Source organism: Corallococcus sp. AB049A (genome assembly GCF_003668885.1).
Lineage (GTDB): Bacteria > Myxococcota > Myxococcia > Myxococcales > Myxococcaceae > Corallococcus > Corallococcus interemptor.
Genome location: NZ_RAWL01000196.1, coordinates 1 through 15482, shown reverse-complemented (window position 1 = coordinate 15482; position 15482 = coordinate 1). Strand labels below are relative to the sequence as shown.

At 68.5% G+C, this 15482-nt stretch carries 17 protein-coding genes; 13 read left to right on the top strand and 4 right to left on the bottom strand.

Annotated elements, in window-relative coordinates; translation table 11 throughout:
* Positions 1–15 precede the first annotated feature (15 nt).
* Both D7X55_RS21240 and D7X55_RS21235 read right to left on the bottom strand, forming a co-directional pair.
* Positions 16–1299 (bottom strand): sensor histidine kinase, encoded by a 1284-nt coding sequence (locus tag D7X55_RS21240; protein ID WP_120551946.1) that lies wholly within the window; start codon positions 1297–1299, stop codon positions 16–18.
* Between the two features lie 94 nt (positions 1300–1393).
* The gene (locus D7X55_RS21235) at positions 1394–1837 is read right to left on the bottom strand and encodes a hypothetical protein (RefSeq protein ID WP_120551945.1); all 444 of its coding nucleotides are present in this window, start codon (positions 1835–1837) and stop codon (positions 1394–1396) included.
* A gap of 102 nt (positions 1838–1939) precedes the next feature.
* Between D7X55_RS21235 and D7X55_RS21230 the strand changes: the two genes are divergently transcribed.
* From D7X55_RS21230 to D7X55_RS21190, 9 genes are all read left to right on the top strand, one after another.
* A complete protein-coding gene (locus D7X55_RS21230) occupies positions 1940–2716 on the top strand; it encodes a HesA/MoeB/ThiF family protein (protein ID WP_120551944.1) in 777 nt (258 codons plus the stop codon).
* A complete protein-coding gene (locus tag D7X55_RS21225; RefSeq protein ID WP_120551943.1) occupies positions 2704–2943 on the top strand; it encodes a sulfurtransferase TusA family protein in 240 nt (79 codons plus the stop codon). The genes D7X55_RS21230 and D7X55_RS21225 overlap by 13 nt, the downstream gene beginning before the upstream one ends.
* Before the next feature lie 3 nt (positions 2944–2946).
* Entirely contained in the window at positions 2947–3219 is a 273-nt protein-coding gene (locus D7X55_RS21220) for a ubiquitin-like small modifier protein 1 (RefSeq protein ID WP_120551942.1), read from the top strand.
* Positions 3220–3232: 13 nt separating this feature from the next.
* On the top strand, positions 3233–3865 hold the full coding sequence (locus tag D7X55_RS21215) for a ThiF family adenylyltransferase (protein ID WP_120551941.1): 633 nt from the start codon (positions 3233–3235) through the stop codon (positions 3863–3865).
* Positions 3829–4308 carry a Mov34/MPN/PAD-1 family protein gene (locus tag D7X55_RS21210; RefSeq protein ID WP_120551940.1) on the top strand — a complete coding sequence of 160 codons (480 nt, stop codon included), beginning with the start codon at positions 3829–3831 and terminating at the stop codon, positions 4306–4308. Before D7X55_RS21215 ends, D7X55_RS21210 begins: the two co-directional genes overlap by 37 nt.
* Before the next feature lie 157 nt (positions 4309–4465).
* On the top strand, positions 4466–5242 hold the full coding sequence (gene cysC / locus D7X55_RS21205) for an adenylyl-sulfate kinase (RefSeq protein ID WP_120551939.1): 777 nt from the start codon (positions 4466–4468) through the stop codon (positions 5240–5242).
* A gap of 90 nt (positions 5243–5332) precedes the next feature.
* A complete protein-coding gene (gene larE, locus D7X55_RS21200; RefSeq protein WP_120551938.1) occupies positions 5333–6229 on the top strand; it encodes an ATP-dependent sacrificial sulfur transferase LarE in 897 nt (298 codons plus the stop codon).
* On the top strand, positions 6226–6753 hold the full coding sequence (locus tag D7X55_RS21195) for a hypothetical protein (protein ID WP_120551937.1): 528 nt from the start codon (positions 6226–6228) through the stop codon (positions 6751–6753). The genes larE and D7X55_RS21195 overlap by 4 nt, the downstream gene beginning before the upstream one ends.
* Before the next feature lie 63 nt (positions 6754–6816).
* On the top strand, positions 6817–6981 hold the full coding sequence (locus D7X55_RS21190) for a ribbon-helix-helix domain-containing protein (protein WP_014396701.1): 165 nt from the start codon (positions 6817–6819) through the stop codon (positions 6979–6981).
* A 29-nt stretch (positions 6982–7010) separates the two neighbouring features.
* Here the strand turns inward: D7X55_RS21190 and D7X55_RS21185 are convergent, their stop codons facing one another.
* The gene (locus D7X55_RS21185; protein WP_120551936.1) at positions 7011–7853 is read right to left on the bottom strand and encodes a tRNA pseudouridine(38-40) synthase TruA; all 843 of its coding nucleotides are present in this window, start codon (positions 7851–7853) and stop codon (positions 7011–7013) included.
* Positions 7854–7920: 67 nt separating this feature from the next.
* On the opposite strand from D7X55_RS21185, the gene D7X55_RS21180 reads away from it, so the two are divergent.
* The 3 genes from D7X55_RS21180 (at position 7921) to clpX (ending at position 10997) form a co-directional block, all read left to right on the top strand.
* The gene (locus D7X55_RS21180; RefSeq protein WP_306437736.1) at positions 7921–8814 is read left to right on the top strand and encodes an AgmX/PglI C-terminal domain-containing protein; all 894 of its coding nucleotides are present in this window, start codon (positions 7921–7923) and stop codon (positions 8812–8814) included.
* A 27-nt stretch (positions 8815–8841) separates the two neighbouring features.
* Positions 8842–9495, top strand: a complete 654-nt coding sequence (locus D7X55_RS21175) for a hypothetical protein (RefSeq protein ID WP_199747052.1) — start codon at positions 8842–8844, stop codon at positions 9493–9495.
* A gap of 224 nt (positions 9496–9719) precedes the next feature.
* The gene (gene clpX / locus D7X55_RS21170; RefSeq protein WP_014396705.1) at positions 9720–10997 is read left to right on the top strand and encodes an ATP-dependent Clp protease ATP-binding subunit ClpX; all 1278 of its coding nucleotides are present in this window, start codon (positions 9720–9722) and stop codon (positions 10995–10997) included.
* A gap of 71 nt (positions 10998–11068) precedes the next feature.
* Here the strand turns inward: clpX and D7X55_RS21165 are convergent, their stop codons facing one another.
* Entirely contained in the window at positions 11069–12589 is a 1521-nt protein-coding gene (locus D7X55_RS21165) for an Hsp70 family protein (protein WP_120551933.1), read from the bottom strand.
* A 342-nt stretch (positions 12590–12931) separates the two neighbouring features.
* Here D7X55_RS21165 and D7X55_RS21160 point away from each other — a divergent pair, with 342 nt between their 5' ends.
* On the top strand, positions 12932–15187 hold the full coding sequence (locus D7X55_RS21160; RefSeq protein ID WP_121724017.1) for a PrkA family serine protein kinase: 2256 nt from the start codon (positions 12932–12934) through the stop codon (positions 15185–15187).
* Positions 15188–15482: the final 295 nt, after the last annotated feature.

Genomic DNA, 15482 nt, shown 5'->3' with positions numbered 1-15482 from the left:
GGGCTCCGGTGCGTGTCAGGCGGAAAGACAGGGGAGGGAGAAGGCCACCTGGGCCCCGGCGCCGGGCGCCGAGTCCACCACGATGGAACCTCCAAGCTTCATGGCCCGCTCACGCATGTTGAGCAGGCCGTAGTGGCCACGCGGCGTGCGGCCCGGGTCGAAGCCCTTGCCGTTGTCGCGGACCACCAGGTGCACGCCCTCCGCGCTGAAGTCCAGGCGCACCTGGACCTCCTTGGCTTCGGCGTGCTTCGCGGCGTTGGACAGACATTCCTGGAGGATGCGGAACAGCGCCAGCTGCGCGTCCGGGGGCAGCTTGCGCGCCAGACCCGTGCGCTCGAAGCGGATGGATTGCCCGGTGCGGTCGCGGAAGGTCTTGATGTAGTCCTCAAGGCCCTGCGCCAGCTCGAAGTCGTCGCGCATCATCCGCAGGTTGCGGCGCAGCTCTTCAATCGACTCCTCCGCGGTGGCCTTCATCTCGCGGATCTCCGTGCGCAGCCCGTCCTCGCTCGCGAGGTTCAGGATGTACTCCGCCTGGATGATCATCGAGGACAGGGACGCGCCCAGTCCGTCGTGGATCTCGCGCGCCAGCCGGTTGCGCTCCTCCACCACCGCCAGCTCCTTCAGGTCACCCTGCAGGGCCACCACCTCGCGGTGCGCGGTGGCCTCGCGCTCGTTCAGGTACACGAGCACGTAGACGATGATGAAGTTGAGCCCCAGGTACCAGAGCAGCGTGAGCAGCTCCACCGCCGTCACGGAGCGGTTGAGCAAGAGGTCCAGGCGCGTGGTGATGGGCAGCGCCAAGAGCGGCGGCAGGATGGCCAGCGGCTTGGGGAAGAGGATGGCGAAGAGCGTGGTGAAGAGCAGCTGCGTCGCCAGGAGCGGGCTCTGGAGGCCGCCGCCCACCTGCGGCCGGGCGATGAGCACCACGGTGATCAGCAGGTCGAAGCACAGCGACAGGTACGTCACCCACCGGCCCGCCTTCGGGTGGTCGATGACGAGCAGGTTCGCGACGCTGTAGATGAGCATCGCGAAGTAGCCCAGGAAGGAGATGGGCCCGTTGAAGCCGAAGTAGCCGCTCCACGCGGGCACCGCGAGGATGAGCAGGCCCAACGTGAGGAACATCATCCGAGCGTAGAACAGCGCGCGGGCCCGGGCCACGAAGCGGTCCTGCTCCCAGGAGGCCGCCGCCTGCTCCGCGGACACGTTGTCCGTGAGGTTGCGGCGCTCCAGCACGGCGCGGACGCGGGCCTTCAGGTCATGGGCCGGGTGGTCGTCGCCGGGTCGGGGGTCGCTGTCCATGCGAGCGGCAGCTTACGGGACCTGCCCCGGGGGACGGAATTCCCGGCAAGCCGCCAGGTCGGCATCCTGGCGGCTGCGGAAGGGGAAGCGGGCGTTACTTGGGGGCGCCTTCGTCCACGCAGGCCTTCTTGGCCGAGGGCTGGCGCTGGAGGACGTAGTCCAGGCGGTCGGTGCTCTGCCCGGTGCGCTCGTCGAACAGGGGCGTGCCGCCCGCGTACATGGTGCCCTTCGAGTTGCCGTACCGGTCCAGGTTGTGGGCCTTGAGCCAGCCGTCCACGCAGGCCTCCAGGGCCAGGCGGTCGCTGGCGCCGGAGTCGTAGTTCACGGCGCTGGCGTCCTTGGGCGAGCCGGACTCGGTGGGCGTGCCGGCCTCGGCGGTGGCCTCCGGAGGAGGAGCGGCCTCGCGGCCCGACTTCAGCTCCTCCTGGACGGTGCCGGTCTGGGTGGCCGCGTCGGGGCTCTCCCCGGTGTTCTTGTGGCAGCCGACAGCCAGGGACAGCAGGGTGGAAAACACGAGCGCGCCGGTCAGGTTTTTCATATGTCCTGGCTGGTGAGGGCCGCTTGTGACGGCGGCGGTTTGAAGACGGGACGTGGAGTCGCCGCACCATATTCGTTTCGTTCCTCGCGGAGCACCAGTCCCATGCACGGTTCCCCGGATACCGACCATCACGCCCGCATTCCCCACGCCACCCGCATCGAGCGCTCGAGGGTGCTGATCGTGGGAGCAGGCGGCCTGGGCTGCCCGGTGTCGCTCGCGCTGGCCCAGGGCGGTGTGGGCCACCTGACGCTGGTGGATCCGGACCGGGTGGACGTGACGAACCTGCCCCGGCAGCTCTGGCACCGCACCCAGGACGTGGGCCGCTTCAAGGCGGAGTCCGCCGCGGACGGCCTCCTGCGCGCCTTCCCCGGCCTGAGCGTGGAGGCCATCCCCGAGAGCCTGGACGCGGGCAACGCCGAAGCGCTCTTCCGGGAGCATGACCTGGTGGTGGACGCCACCGATGGCGTCGCGACCAAGTTCTTCCTGTCGGACGTGGCGGTGCTCACCGGCGTGCCCCTGGTCTACGGCGGCGTGCTGCGCATGCACGGCCAGGCCCTGCGAATCGACCCCGGGGGGCCTTGCCTGCGCTGCCTCTATGAGGACGTGCCGCCCCCGGACGCGGTGCCCACCTGCGCGCAGGCGGGCGTGCTGGGCTCCATGGCGGGGCTCATCGGCGCGGTGCAGGCGCTGCTCTCCCTGGAGCTGCTCGCGGGCGCGGCCACCGGGCCCCGGGGGCAGGCCACGCTGCACGTGCTCGACGGCGAGACGCTGGAGGGGCGCACGGTGAAGGTGACGCGCGCGCCGGACTGCCCGGGCTGCGACATCCAGTCGCTGCCCCCGTTCCCTTCGTCCCAGGAGGACACCGCATGCCCGACGTGACGGCGACGTTGGACATCACCCGCGAGGTGTGTCCGATGACCTACGTGCGCACCAAGCTGAAGCTGGAGTCGCTGCCTCCGGACTCGCTCCTGGAGGTGCTGCTCAAGGGCGACGAGCCCCTGAAGAACGTGCCCCGCAGCGCGAAGGACGAGGGCCACGACGTGGTCTCCCTGGATCCGCGCGGGGACGGCACGCACCGGTTGATCATCCGCAAGCGGGGGAAATGAACGATGGCCACGATCCGCATTCCGACACCCATGAGGACGCTGACCGGCAACAAGTCCGAGGTCCAGGCCACCGGCGCTACCGTGGGCGAGGTGCTGCGCGACCTGGAGGTGCGCTATCCCGGCATGGGCGCGCGCCTCTTCGACGACAAGGGCGCCGTGCGCCGGTACGTGAACGTCTTCCTCAATGACGAGGACGTGCGCGCGCTCAAGGCGCTGGACACGCCGGTGAAGGACGCGGACCGGATCACCCTCATCCCCGCCATGGCGGGGGGCTGAAGGAGACGGCGTCATGGCGCTGCGCGAGGATCAGATCCTCCGCTACTCCCGGCAGATATTGCTGAGGGTCGTGGGCGGGCGCGGGCAGGAGGCGCTCTTGTCGGGCGGCGCGCGCGTGGACGGCCTGGGCGCGTCCGGCCTCACCGCCACGGCGTACCTGGCCGGCGGCGGCACCCCGGTGACGGGCGTGGGCTCGCTGACCATGGGGCCCTGGTCGCCGGGGTTCCTCGCGTCCGCGCGGGACGTGGGCCAGCCCGTGGCGGAGGTCCTGGCGCGCGTGGTTCCGGAGGTGAACCCGGACGCGGCGGGCACGGCGGGAGGCGGGCTGCTCGCGGAGCTGCCCGCGGCCTGGAGCGGCGAGGCTCCGTGGGTCGCGCTGGGCGGCGATGGCGCGCGCGGCGCGGTGGTGTTCCGGGGCGCGGACGGGTGCGTCTGGTGCTTCGGCGAAACGGTGCGCCATCTGGGCACGCCGCCGGACGGGGCCATGGGCGTGGCGCTGGGTGCGCTGGGGGCCCTGGTGTTCCAGCGGCTGCGCCTGGGCATGGGCCCGTCGCTGGGCGGCCGGTGGCTGAGCGCCCCGGGCGCGATGACGGATCTGGAGCTCCGCCGGTGCTCGCGCTGCGCGGCGGCGGAAGCGAAGCCCTGATCCCACCGGAGGTCCTCGCCGGGATGATCCGCCACCTGGAGGCCGCCTGGCCCCAGGAGGGCTGCGGCGTGATCCTCAGGAGCGGGGAGGGGGAGGGGAGCTCCTGGCGGGTCGTCCCCCTGGAGAACGCCTCCCCCACGCCGCGCGTCGCCTATGCCTTCGCGCCGGAGGCGTGGCTCCGAGTGTGCCTGGACGCGGACGTGCGGCAGGAGGAGGTGGCGTGCGTCTTCCACTCGCACGTGGACGCGCCCGCGGTTTTCTCCGCCGAGGACCGCCGCCAGGCTGCTCCCTCGGGAATCCCACTGCTGCCTCAGGTGTCCTACGTGGTGGTTGCCATACGCGGAGGCCGTGCCTCCTCCGCCTCCCGGTCTGTTTGGCGTGCAGGGGATTTTCAGACTGTTCCGCTTGCATTGGCGGATTTCAGGTTTGAAAAACCCGTGTAAGGGCGGGAACTTGCCCTGCAGCCGACCCCACCTGCGGAAAGGTGGGTCCGAATTGTCAAGTCACTGGGTTTTCGTCTATAAAGCGGCGGTCTATTGGATCTGCCGCGTCCCACGCCGCGTGCAAGAAGCGCTCCGGACGCAGGGAGTTAGAACCCGTATGGCCACCAACACTGGATTCACCCTCTGGCTCACCGGCATGTCCGGGACCGGGAAGACCACGACGGCCGCCTACATCGCGGCTCGGCTCCGCCAGGTCGGACGTAACGTGGAGGTCCTCGACGAGGGCGAACTCCAGAACGACCTGTGGGCCGGCATCGGCGACACCAAGGACGAGCGCAACATGGTGGTGCGCCGCCTGGGCTTCGTCGCTGGCCTCCTGGCCCGCAACGGCACGGCCGTGCTCGTCCCCTGCGTGAGCCCCTACAAGTCGAGCCGAGAGGAAGTGCGCCGCTCGGTGGGCAAGTACGTGGAGGTCTACGTCGACTGCCCCACGGAGAAGCTCATCGAGCGCGACACCACCGGCAAGTACAAGAAGGCGCTCAACGGGGAGATCCCCAACTTCATCGGCATCACGGAGCCGTACGAGCCGCCCACCTCTCCTGAGGTGACCATCTACTCCGACTCGGAGTCGGTGGAGGACGGCGGGATGAAGATCTTCCAGGCCCTGCTGGACCTGGGCCTGATGACGACGGACGAGCTGAAGATCATCACCGGCAAGAAGATGAAGGCCAACCCGCTGCCGGCGAAGAAGGCCCGCCGCGACGAGGAGGAGGCCCCCGCCCGGGTCGCCGCCGTGAAGGCCGCGAAGACCCCCAAGGCGGACAAGGGTTCCAAGGGCGCCAAGGCGCGTCCGGCCACCCGCGCCGCCCGCGTGGGCAAGCCGGCCCCGGCCGCCGCCGCGAAGAAGAAGGCCGCCAAGGGCAAGGCCCGCTAAGGCCCCGCCGTCGTCCTGACTGTCGAAGGGCTCCAGGTTGCCCGCGCGATGCGCGTGCAATCCGGGGCCCTTCCGTTTTAGGAGTCCCCCATGCTGAGCCCCGAGCGGATTGAAGCCCTGTGTGAGTCGTCCCGCCCCAAGCTGGAGGCGATGCGCGAATCGCTGCGCGCCCACGGCAGCGCGCTGGTGGCGTTCTCCGGCGGCGTGGACTCCACCTTCGTCCTCGCGATCGCGGCGGAGGTGCTGGGTGAGCGCGCCCTGGCGCTCACCGCGCTGTCCGCCTCCGTCGCCCCGGAGGAGGAGCGCGAGGCCCGTGAGCTGGCGGGCCGTCTGGGCGCCCGGCACGTCGTCGTCTCCAGCAACGAGCTGGCGAACCCCAACTACGCCGCCAACCCCACCAACCGCTGCTACTTCTGCAAGACGGAGCTGTACGACCTCTGCGAGGCGAAGCGCGCGGAGCTGGGCCTCTCCGTCGTGCTGGACGGCTTCAACGCGGACGACTTCAAGGATCACCGCCCCGGCCACAAGGCCGCGAAGGAGCACCAGGTGGTGTCCCCCCTGGCACAGGCGGGGCTCACCAAGGATGAGATCCGCGCGTGGAGCCGCAAGCTGGGGCTGCCCACCTGGGACAAGCCGCAGATGGCGTGCCTGGCGTCGCGCATCCCCTACGGCACGTCCGTGACGCGCGACCGGCTCTTGCAGATCGCCGCGGCGGAGTCGGAGCTGCGCGCGCTGGAGTTCAAGCAGTTCCGCGTGCGCTACCACCAGGACGTGGCGCGCATCGAGCTGGCCAGCGAGGAGTACCCCCGCTTCTTCGAGGCCGGCATCCGCGAGCGGATCAACGGCGCCTTCAAGTCCCTGGGCTTCAAGTTCGTGGCCCTGGATCTGGAGCCCTTCCGCTCCGGCCGCCTCAATGAAGCCGCCGGCATCGCGCCCGCGGCAGGGCAGGGGAAGGCCGAGGGCTTCAAGCTCCCGGTGGTGGGGTGAAGCGTTTCCTGATCGCGCTGCCCCTGGCGCTGGCCACCCCCGCTGGCGCCGTGGAGTACCTGGAGGACGGGCCGTACGCGCGCCAGCGCTCGCTGATCCTCACGGTGGGGCCCGGCGCCACGTACACCGAACGGATCAGCGGGACCTCCGCCGTGTCCGGGCTCGCCGGGCACCTGGATCTGGGAGCGGCGATCACCGTGGGCTACGAGGGGGATGAGGTGTTCCTCCTCGCGCGCGGCAGCACCGGACGCCCGGGGGAGGAGCTGGCGCTGATCACCGGCTACCGCAGCGTCTTCGGATCCGAGTCCTGGCGGACCTTCTTTGATCTCGGCGTTTCCGTGCGGCCGATTTCTGGGCCGTGGCTGGGGCCTCGCATAGGGTTCGGCGCCAGACACACCCTCTCGGATCATTTCGCGCTGTACGGCGGGCTCGGCTTCACGTTCGGGTTCGGCTCCGGACTGCGCGCGGACACCGAGCTCTTCACCGGGTTGCAGTGGATCATCCCGGTGGGTTCGGCCTCGTAGGTTGTTTTCTTGAGGTTGTCCGACATTGTGAGAGGGTGTGTGCATCTGTCGGAGGCCACGCACTTGGACATGAATCCCCGCCTCACCTCGGTCGTGTTTCGTCTCAACCGCGAGAAGCTGGATGCCCTGAAGGAGCTGTCGCGCACCACGCGCATCCGTCAGAGCGAGTACCTCCGGGAGGCCATCTCGGATCTGCTGGCGAAGTACGAAGCGCGCTTCGTGGACTGAAGCGTCACGTCCGCCCGGCGGCGCTCCCTTCAGAAGGGTGGCGCGTCGGGCAGACCGGGCGGGTGGAGGCGCTCGCCGGGCCCGAAGGGGTCCACCGCGGAAGGATAGCGGACCTCCCACAGCACCAGCCCATGCGCCGGGGCCTTGAAGCCGGCCAGGGCCGCTCCCGAATCCAGCGCCGCGTGCCACTGCTCCTCGGACAGGAGCCCCGCGGCCACCTTCAGCGCGCTGCCCACCAGGTACCGCACCTGGTAGCGCGCGAAGCCATCTCCCAGGAGCCTCGCCTCATAGAGCCCTCCGCCCAGCTCCCGCAGGGTGGCGGACTCCAGCGTGCGCGGCTTCTGGGGACTGGAGCGCTCGTGGAACGCGGTGAAGTCCCGCGTGCCCACGGCGCGGGAGAGCAGCGCCTCCAGCCGCTCCGGAGCCACCCGGTGCCCGGCCTGGAGCGTCTCGTCCGCTGCCACATCCAGCGCGTACGGCCTCCAGCTTTCCGTCGGAGGCGCGCCCAGCGTCAGGCGGTAGCGGTACTCCTTGCCGCTCGCGCTCCACTGGGCGTGAAACGCGCCCGGCGGCCGCTTCGCGACGCACAGCCCCACGTCCGGGGACAGGTGCGGCTTGAGGCGCGCGGGCAGTGACTCCAGGGGCACGTCCTCATTGAGGCGCAGGCTGATGACCTGCATCCGAGCGTGCACGCCCCGGTCGGTGCGCCCGGACGGCATCACCGTGGCCGGTGAGCCTGCCTGCTCCAGGGCGTCTTCAAGGGCGTCCTGGACGGTGGGACCTTCCACCTGGCGCTGGAAGCCGCGGAAGTTTCCACCGCGATACCAAGTCCACAGTACGGCGGGAATTCGTCTGAGCTTGGACCTGGCCACGGCGTTGCGGTGTCGGCGGGAGAAACACGATACTCCCGCGCGAATGCTGGCCGCTCAAGAACTCGCGATGGACAATGATGGGCAGTGGCTTTTCCGACAGGGCGACCTGGTGCTGGGGCCCATCACCGCGTCCCAGGTGGTGGAGAAGCTCTACACGGGGGAACTGACCCCGGACAGCCCGGTGGCTCCGGCCGGTGAGCGGGAGTTCCGCAACCTGCGCGACACCGCCGCCTTCCAGGTGCACATCGCGCGCTTCGAGGCGCAGGGCCGCGTGGCCCAGACGATGCTCGTGGAGCAGGCCCGCAACCAGAAGCGGGTGAAGGTGCTGGCCGGCGTCGCCGCGGTCGTGGCGCTCCTGTTGGGCGTCACCGGCTGGTACCTGGCGCGCAACGCCGCCGTGTACGGCCTGTTCGGCGCTTCGGAGGAGGGCGACGGCATCACCATGGATCCGCCCACCATCCGCCTGGCCCAGGCGCGAGCGGACGACGAGGACCTCTTCGCCTATCCGTCCAACGACCCGCGCCGCCCGGATCGCCCCGCGGGGCAGGGCAATGGCACCGGCAAGACAGGGGGCAGTGGCGCGGTGGCCACGGCCGCCGTCGCGGGCAACCGGCCGCCGCCCCGCACCGGCAGCGTCTCCACGGATCCGGACGGCCTGGAGATGGCCCAGCAGTTCGACCAGGGCGCCATCAACCGCATCGTCGCGGGCAACCAGTCCAAGCTCTTCCGCTGCTTCAAGGAAGAGGCCGAGCGCACGCCCGGCCTGGCCGCGAAGATCCCCATGGAGTTCGTCATCGGGAACGACGGCCGCGTGAACAAGCTCTGGGTGGACAACCCCCAGTTCAAGCAGGGCCCGCTCTACGAGTGCCTGCTCTCCGAGCTGAAGAAGTGGCCCTTCAAGGCCTACGACGGCGAGCGCGCCACCGTGGGGCTTTCGTTCAATATCGGCAAGCGGGGGTAGGGCGACTTTCTTGCCCACCCCCCGGACGTGCCCGATACAACAGGCATGTCCGCCTCTGTCGCCGAAGTCGAAATCGCCAAGAAGGCCATGAGCGTCCCCCCGGGGACGTTCCGCCACACCGTCCTGCTCGCCGCCAAGCGCTTCAAGTCCACCTGGGCGGAGCTGGGCAAGCTGCTCGTCCAGGTCCGGGACGAGGCCAAGTACGAGGAGTGGGGCCACGCCACCTTCGAGGCCTACTGCCTCAAGGAACTGCACATCAAGAAGCAGACCGCGCTGAAGCTCACGCGCTCGTTCAGCTTCCTGGCCAAGCACGAGGACCCGGAAGAGCTCCAGCAGCAGGAGTTCCCGGAGAAGGCCCCCGCCTTCGAGGTGGTGGAAGTCCTGGCTGACGCGGAGGAGCGCGGCCAGCTGTCCCCCACCGAGTACAAGTCCCTGCGCGACAGCATCTGGAGCCCGGAGAAGTCCCCCACGGAGCTCAAGAAGGAGTTCACCGAGCGCTTCCCCCGGCCCCCGCCGGAGCCGCCCCCGGAGAGCCTCCAGGTGCGGAAACTGGCGCAGATGGCGCGAAAGCTCGCTTCCGAGCTGGCGGGAAGCCGTCGAGTCCCCAACGCTGTCGCCGAGCGGGCGGCCGCCCTGGCGGACGATGTCGAAGAGATCGCGTCGAGCGTGACGGACGCCTGAGTCGCTGTTATCCAAGACCGACCCGTTGACCTGGGCTGAACGCTCCCGGGAAAGGGCGCTTCCACCGGGCTTCCTGCCCGGAGGGGAGGGCCCTATAGTGGGTTCAGGGCCTGTAGCAGGTGGGCCTGGAGCCGTCGTAAAGACGTGGGCGGCTTCGCGGGTGATGGAGTGCGGTGGTCGGCGGAGAAGGTCCCGAACCGGGACCGGCGAACTCGGAGGCGGCAGTGAAGAAGGAGCACCACGTCAACCTGTCCTGCTCGTTCTGCGGCAAATCGCAGCGCGAGGTTCGGAAGCTCATCGCCGGACCCACGGTCTACATCTGCGACGAGTGCATCAAGCTGTGTAACGACATCATCGCGGACGAGAACGAACGCGAGGAGGGCAAGCCGCAGGTCAGCCTGCCCACGCCGCTGGAGATCAAGGCGTTCCTCGACGACTACGTCATCGGTCAGGACCAGGCGAAGAAGGTCCTCTCGGTCGCGGTGTACAACCACTACAAGCGCATCTACCAGAAGAAGCCGGCCGCCCGGCCGCGCCCCGGGGTGAAGGCCCCTGGCGGCGAGGACGTGGAGCTGCAGAAGAGCAACATCCTGCTCATCGGCCCCACGGGCTCGGGCAAGACGCTGCTCGCGCAGTCCCTGGCGCGCTTCCTCAACGTGCCCTTCACCATCGCGGACGCCACCAGCCTCACCGAGGCCGGCTACGTGGGTGAGGACGTCGAGAACATCATCCAGAACCTCCTCCACAACGCCGACTACGACGTGGAGAAGGCCGCGCGCGGCATCGTCTACATCGACGAGATCGACAAGATCGCGCGCAAGGGTGACATGCCCAGCGCCACCCGCGACGTGGGCGGCGAGGGCGTGCAGCAGGCCCTGCTGAAGATCATCGAAGGCACCCGCGCCAACGTCACCCCGCGCGGCGGCAAGAAGTACAACCAGCAGGAGTACGTCCAGGTCGACACGACGAACATCCTCTTCATCTGCGGCGGTGCCTTCCACGGCATCGACGGCGTGATCAAGCGCCGCGTGGGTGAGAAGGGCCTGGGCTTCGGCGCGAAGATCACCCACAAGGAAGAGCGCAGCGTGGGTGAGCTGCTGGCGATGACCGAGCCGGAAGACCTGATGAAGTTCGGAATGATTCCGGAGTTCATCGGCCGTCTGCCGATGATCGCGACGCTCAACGACCTGAAGGAGGATGACCTCGTCACCATCCTCACGATCCCGAAGAACGCCCTGGTGAAGCAGTACCAGAAGATGTTCGAGATCGAGAAGGTGAAGCTCACCTTCACCAAGGAAGCGCTGCGCGCCATTGCCCGCGAGGCGATGCGCCGTCACTCCGGAGCGCGCGGCCTGCGCGCCATCATGGAGGACGCCATGCTGGAGATCATGTACGACGTGCCGTTCCGCGAGGGCGTCAAGGAGTGCAAGATCACCGAGCAGGTGATCACCAAGCACGAGCCTCCGCAGATCGTCATGGAGAAGGAAAAGAAGACCGCCTGAGGTTTCCCCCAGACGGTCGGTGTTTCCCACCCGGCGCCCCTCGCCTTCGCAGGCAGGGGCGCCGTGGTGTTTCAGCTCTGCGTGACGCGCACCGTGGTCTTCATCTCGCGGCCGGTGGCGGGGTCCTTCGCGCGCATGGTGAGGATGCCCTCCACGCTCACGTCGAAGATGATCTCCACGTTCACCGTGCCGGCCTTGGCGGGCATGATCCCGGAGAAGGTGAACTCGCCCAGCAAGTCGTTGCGCGCCACCGTGTCGTGGTCGCCCTGGTAGATGCGCATCGCCAGCTCGGTCTGGTTGTCGATGCTCGTCGTGGCCAGCAGCTGCTTCGCGTTGGGGATGGACGCGTTGCGCGGGAAGACGACGTGGAAGCCGCCGTCGCCGCGCTCCAGGCCAATGGCCATGGGGATCACGTCCAGCAGCTGGATGCGCAGGTTGGTGTTGTCCTCCAGCGAGTGCGCGTAGAGCGCCGCACCAATGGCCACCGCTTCATCCGGGTGCACGCCCTTGCTGGGCGGCTTGCCGAAGAACTTGGTGAGCCGGTCCTGCACGACGGGCATGCGCGTCTGGCCGCCCACCAGCATCACCTCGTCAATGTCCTTGGTGGACAGGCCGGAGTCCACCAGCACGCGCGCCACCATCTGCAGGGTGCGGTCCACCAGCTGGTTGGTCAGCTGCTCCAGCATCTTGCGCGTGAACTTCATCTCGATGTTCAGCGGCTGGCCCTGCGCCGTCATCGTGATGAAGGGGATGTTGAAGGGGACCTCCTCGCGCGCGGACAGGTCGATCTTCGTGCGCTCGGCCAGGTCCTTGATGCGCTGCATGGCCACCGGATCCGTGGCCAGGTCGATGCCCGTCTTGGCCGCGAAGTCCTTGAGGACGTGGTGGATGATGGCGTTGTCGAAGTCGATGCCGCCCAGGAACACGTCGCCGCCGGTGGCCTTCACCTCGAAGACGCGGTCGCGGATTTCAATGATGGAGACGTCGAAGGTGCCGCCGCCCAGGTCGTAGATGACGACCTTTTCCTTCAACGTCTTGCCCACGCCGTAGGCGAGCGCCGCCGCGGTGGGCTCGTTGATGATGCGCACCACCTCCAGGTCGATCAGCTTGCCGGCGTCCTTCACCGACTGGCGCTGCCGGTCGTTGAAGTACGCGGGCACCGTCACGACCGCGCGCTTGATGGGCGTCTTCAGGTAGTTGGAGGCGACGTCCCGGATCTTCCCAAGAATCTTGGCGCTGATCTCCTGGAGGGTGAACTCCTTCTTGCCCACGTCCAGGGTGACGTCGTTCTTGGCCCCGGCGCGCATGTTGTACGCGACGGCCTTCTTCATCACGCCGACGACGTCACTGCTGTAGTTGACGCCGACCAGGCGCTTGGCGCCGTAGACGGTGTTGCGCGGGTTGAGCTGCCACTGGCGCTTCGCCTCGAAGCCGATGAGCTCGTTGCCCTTGTCGTCGATGGCGAAGATGGAGGGGATGGTGTACTCGCCGCCCTTGTAGGGGATGAGCTTGACGTTCCCGCTGTCCTCGACGATCGCCGCGCACGAGTTCGTCGTGCCGAGGTCGATGCCGATGATGGGCTCCTTGTGCATCGCGTGTGGGCTCCGGGTGAGGCGTTGCGGCGGATGGGGTGTGGCTTCCCGGGACCGTATCTCACCCATCCCGGGTGCGCGAATCGGTATCCATCCGTCATCCGACGGACGCCCCCAAACTTCCAGCGCCCCTGAACCTTCATCCCCAGGACGCCCGCCTGGCGGGGTGGGACACGGCCGGCGTCCAAGCGCGCGCCCCCGAACACACCGGCCCCCCCAGGGAGGCCCGGTGGCTTTACATCCCCAGGGCCGGGAACGAAGGTCAGCCCCGGGGGTTCACATGCGACGGCGAAGCGCCGTGGCTACATCCGCAAGACCACCCATCCACAGAGGGGAGCCGCCGTGGAAGCGAAGGGCTATCTGCAGGAGGTGGGCGCGCAGGTCAGCGCCGACTTCGTCAAGAACCGGTCCATCCTGTCCTTCGAGGAGTACCTGTCGCTCTTCTTCACGGACCCGAAGGGCCAGTCGCGCAACGCGGCGCAGTACCTGCGCGACGTGATGGACCACTACGGCACGGAGTTGGTGCCGCACCCCACGGGCACCATCCGGCGCTTCAAGGTCTTCGACGTCCCGTCCGCGGAACACGACGGCCGCGTCGCCGGGCAGGAGGAGGTGCAGAACGCCCTCTACCGCATCCTGGGCAACTTCGTGCGCGCCGGCCGCATCAACAAGCTCATCATGCTGCACGGCCCCAACGGCAGCGCGAAGTCCAGCCTGGTCAACGCGCTGAAGCAGGGCATGGAGGACTACTCCCGCCAGCCGCAGGGGGCCCTCTACCGCATCGCGTGGGTGTTCCCCTCGGAGAAGCTGATCAAGGGCTCCATCGGCTTTGGCGAGCGCGCGGGCGCGAAGACCGCCGACGGCGAGCTCACCACGTACGCCCACCTGGACGCCGAGGCCCTGGACCTGCGCATGCCCTGCGAGCTGCGTGACCATCCGCTGTTCGCGGTGCCTCCGGCCGAGCGCAAGAGCCTGCTGGAGGGGGCGCTGAAGAAGAAGGGGCTGGGCAACGGCGACGGGGAGACGGGGGACTTCCTCCTGTCCGACTACGTGCGCGAGGGCGAGCTGTGCGCCAAGTGCCGCCGCATCTACACGGCCCTGCTCAACTCCTACGGTGGGGACTACCTCAAGGTCCTGCGCCACGTGCAGGTGGAGCGCTTCTACGTGTCGCGCCGCTACCAGGTGGGCACGGTGACGGTGGAGCCGCAGATGAGCGTGGACGCCGCCGCGCAGCAGATTTCGGCGGACCGTACCCAGCTCAACCTGCCGTCCGCGCTGCACAGCACGGTGCTCTTCGAGCCGCACGGCCCGCTGGTGCACGCCAACCGGGGCCTCATCGAATACGCGGACCTGCTCAAGCGCCCGCTGGAGGCCTTCAAGTACCTGCTGGGCTTCAGTGAGACGGGGGAAGTGCCGCTGGAGCCCTTCGTGCTCCAGCTGGACGAGGTGCTGATCGCTTCCTCCAACGAGAAGCACCTGAACGCGTTCAAGGAGCTGCCGGACTTCGCGTCGTTCAAGGGCCGCATCGAGCTGGTGCGCGTGCCGTACCTGCGCCGCTACAAGGTCGAGCAGGAGATCTACGACGCGCAGATCACCGCGACGACCGTGGGCAAGCACGTCTCACCGCACGCCACGGAGGTGGCCGCGATGTGGGCGGTGCTCACGCGCCTGAAGAAGCCCATCCCGGACCACTACCCGGCCCATGTGAAGCCGCTGGTGGATCAGGTGGCCCCGGTGGAGAAGCTGCACCTGTACCAGGAGGCGGGCGTGCCCGCGCGGCTGTCCTCGGCGAACACCAAGGAGCTGCTCAAGCTGCGCGAGGAGATGTACGAGGAGTCCGACGCGTACCCCAACTACGAGGGCCGCTCCGGCGCGAGCGCGCGCGAAATCAAGACGGCCCTCTTCAACGCCGCGCAGAACCCCGACTACAAGTGCCTCCACGCGCTGGCGGTGCTGGAGGAGCTGCACGCGCTCTGCAAGGACAAGAGCGTCTACGAGTTCCTGCTCCAGGAGGTCATGGACGGCTACCACGACCACGAGACCTTCGTGCGCGTGGTGGAGGGCGAGTACCTGGACCGCGTGGATTCAGAAGTGCGCGACTCCATGGGCCTGGTGTCCGAAGGCCAGTACCGCGAGCTGGTGGAGCGCTACATCCAGAGCGTCAGCCACTGGGTGCGCGGGGAGAAGATGCGCAACCGCGTGACGGGGGAGATGGAGAAGCCGGACGAGGCGCGCATGGCGGAGGTGGAGGCCATCGTGATGCCGCAGGGGGAAGCCCCTCCGGACTTCCGCCGCGGGCTCATTGCCAGCATTGGCGCGCACCGGCTGGACAACCCGGACGGCGCCATGGACTACCCGCGCATCTTCCCGGACATGTTCAAGCGCCTGCGCGACCACTACTTCGAGGAGCGCAAGCGCGTGCTGCGCAAGAACAAGGAGAACGTCCTCAAGTACCTCTCCGAGGACCGCAACCAGCTCACCCCGCGCGAGCAGTCCCAGGTGCAGGACACGCTCAAGACGATGGCGGAGCGCTACGGCTACTGCGAGTTCTGCGCGAAGGACGCCATCCTGTTCCTGATGCGCCAGCGCTACGCGTAACGGGGCAGGGGAGGGCAGGCATCCGTGAAGGGGGTGCCTGCTCGTCTGCTTCACATTCCGGGCCGGGGCTCGGGATGATGGGACCTCACACCGAGTCAGCGCGTGTGACGTCGTCTCTCGTCCCTCCTCCTCCTTGCGCCTGGAGTGTTGATGAACCGGTTGCTGTTGGGCACCCCCCTCCTGTGGGCCCTCGTGTCGTGCGCCAGTGCCCCGTCCGCGTCGTCCACGGACACGCCGGTCGCGACGCACACGCAGGCCCCGCTCCAGGTGGAGCGGGCGCTGTCCCGCCCCGAGC

Excerpts from the sequence above, each read along its gene's own strand:
- D7X55_RS21240 (WP_120551946.1), bottom strand. The coding sequence starts at position 1,299 with ATGGACAGCGACCCCCGACCCGGCGACGACCACCCGGCCCATGACCTG.
- D7X55_RS21235 (WP_120551945.1), bottom strand. The coding sequence starts at position 1,837 with ATGAAAAACCTGACCGGCGCGCTCGTGTTTTCCACCCTGCTGTCCCTG.
- D7X55_RS21230 (WP_120551944.1), top strand. The coding sequence starts at position 1,940 with ATGCACGGTTCCCCGGATACCGACCATCACGCCCGCATTCCCCACGCC.
- D7X55_RS21225 (WP_120551943.1), top strand. The coding sequence starts at position 2,704 with ATGCCCGACGTGACGGCGACGTTGGACATCACCCGCGAGGTGTGTCCG.
- D7X55_RS21220 (WP_120551942.1), top strand. The coding sequence starts at position 2,947 with ATGGCCACGATCCGCATTCCGACACCCATGAGGACGCTGACCGGCAAC.
- D7X55_RS21215 (WP_120551941.1), top strand. The coding sequence starts at position 3,233 with ATGGCGCTGCGCGAGGATCAGATCCTCCGCTACTCCCGGCAGATATTG.
- cysC (WP_120551939.1), top strand. The coding sequence starts at position 4,466 with ATGGCCACCAACACTGGATTCACCCTCTGGCTCACCGGCATGTCCGGG.
- larE (WP_120551938.1), top strand. The coding sequence starts at position 5,333 with ATGCTGAGCCCCGAGCGGATTGAAGCCCTGTGTGAGTCGTCCCGCCCC.
- D7X55_RS21180 (WP_306437736.1), top strand. The coding sequence starts at position 7,921 with ATGGACAATGATGGGCAGTGGCTTTTCCGACAGGGCGACCTGGTGCTG.
- D7X55_RS21165 (WP_120551933.1), bottom strand. The coding sequence starts at position 12,589 with ATGCACAAGGAGCCCATCATCGGCATCGACCTCGGCACGACGAACTCG.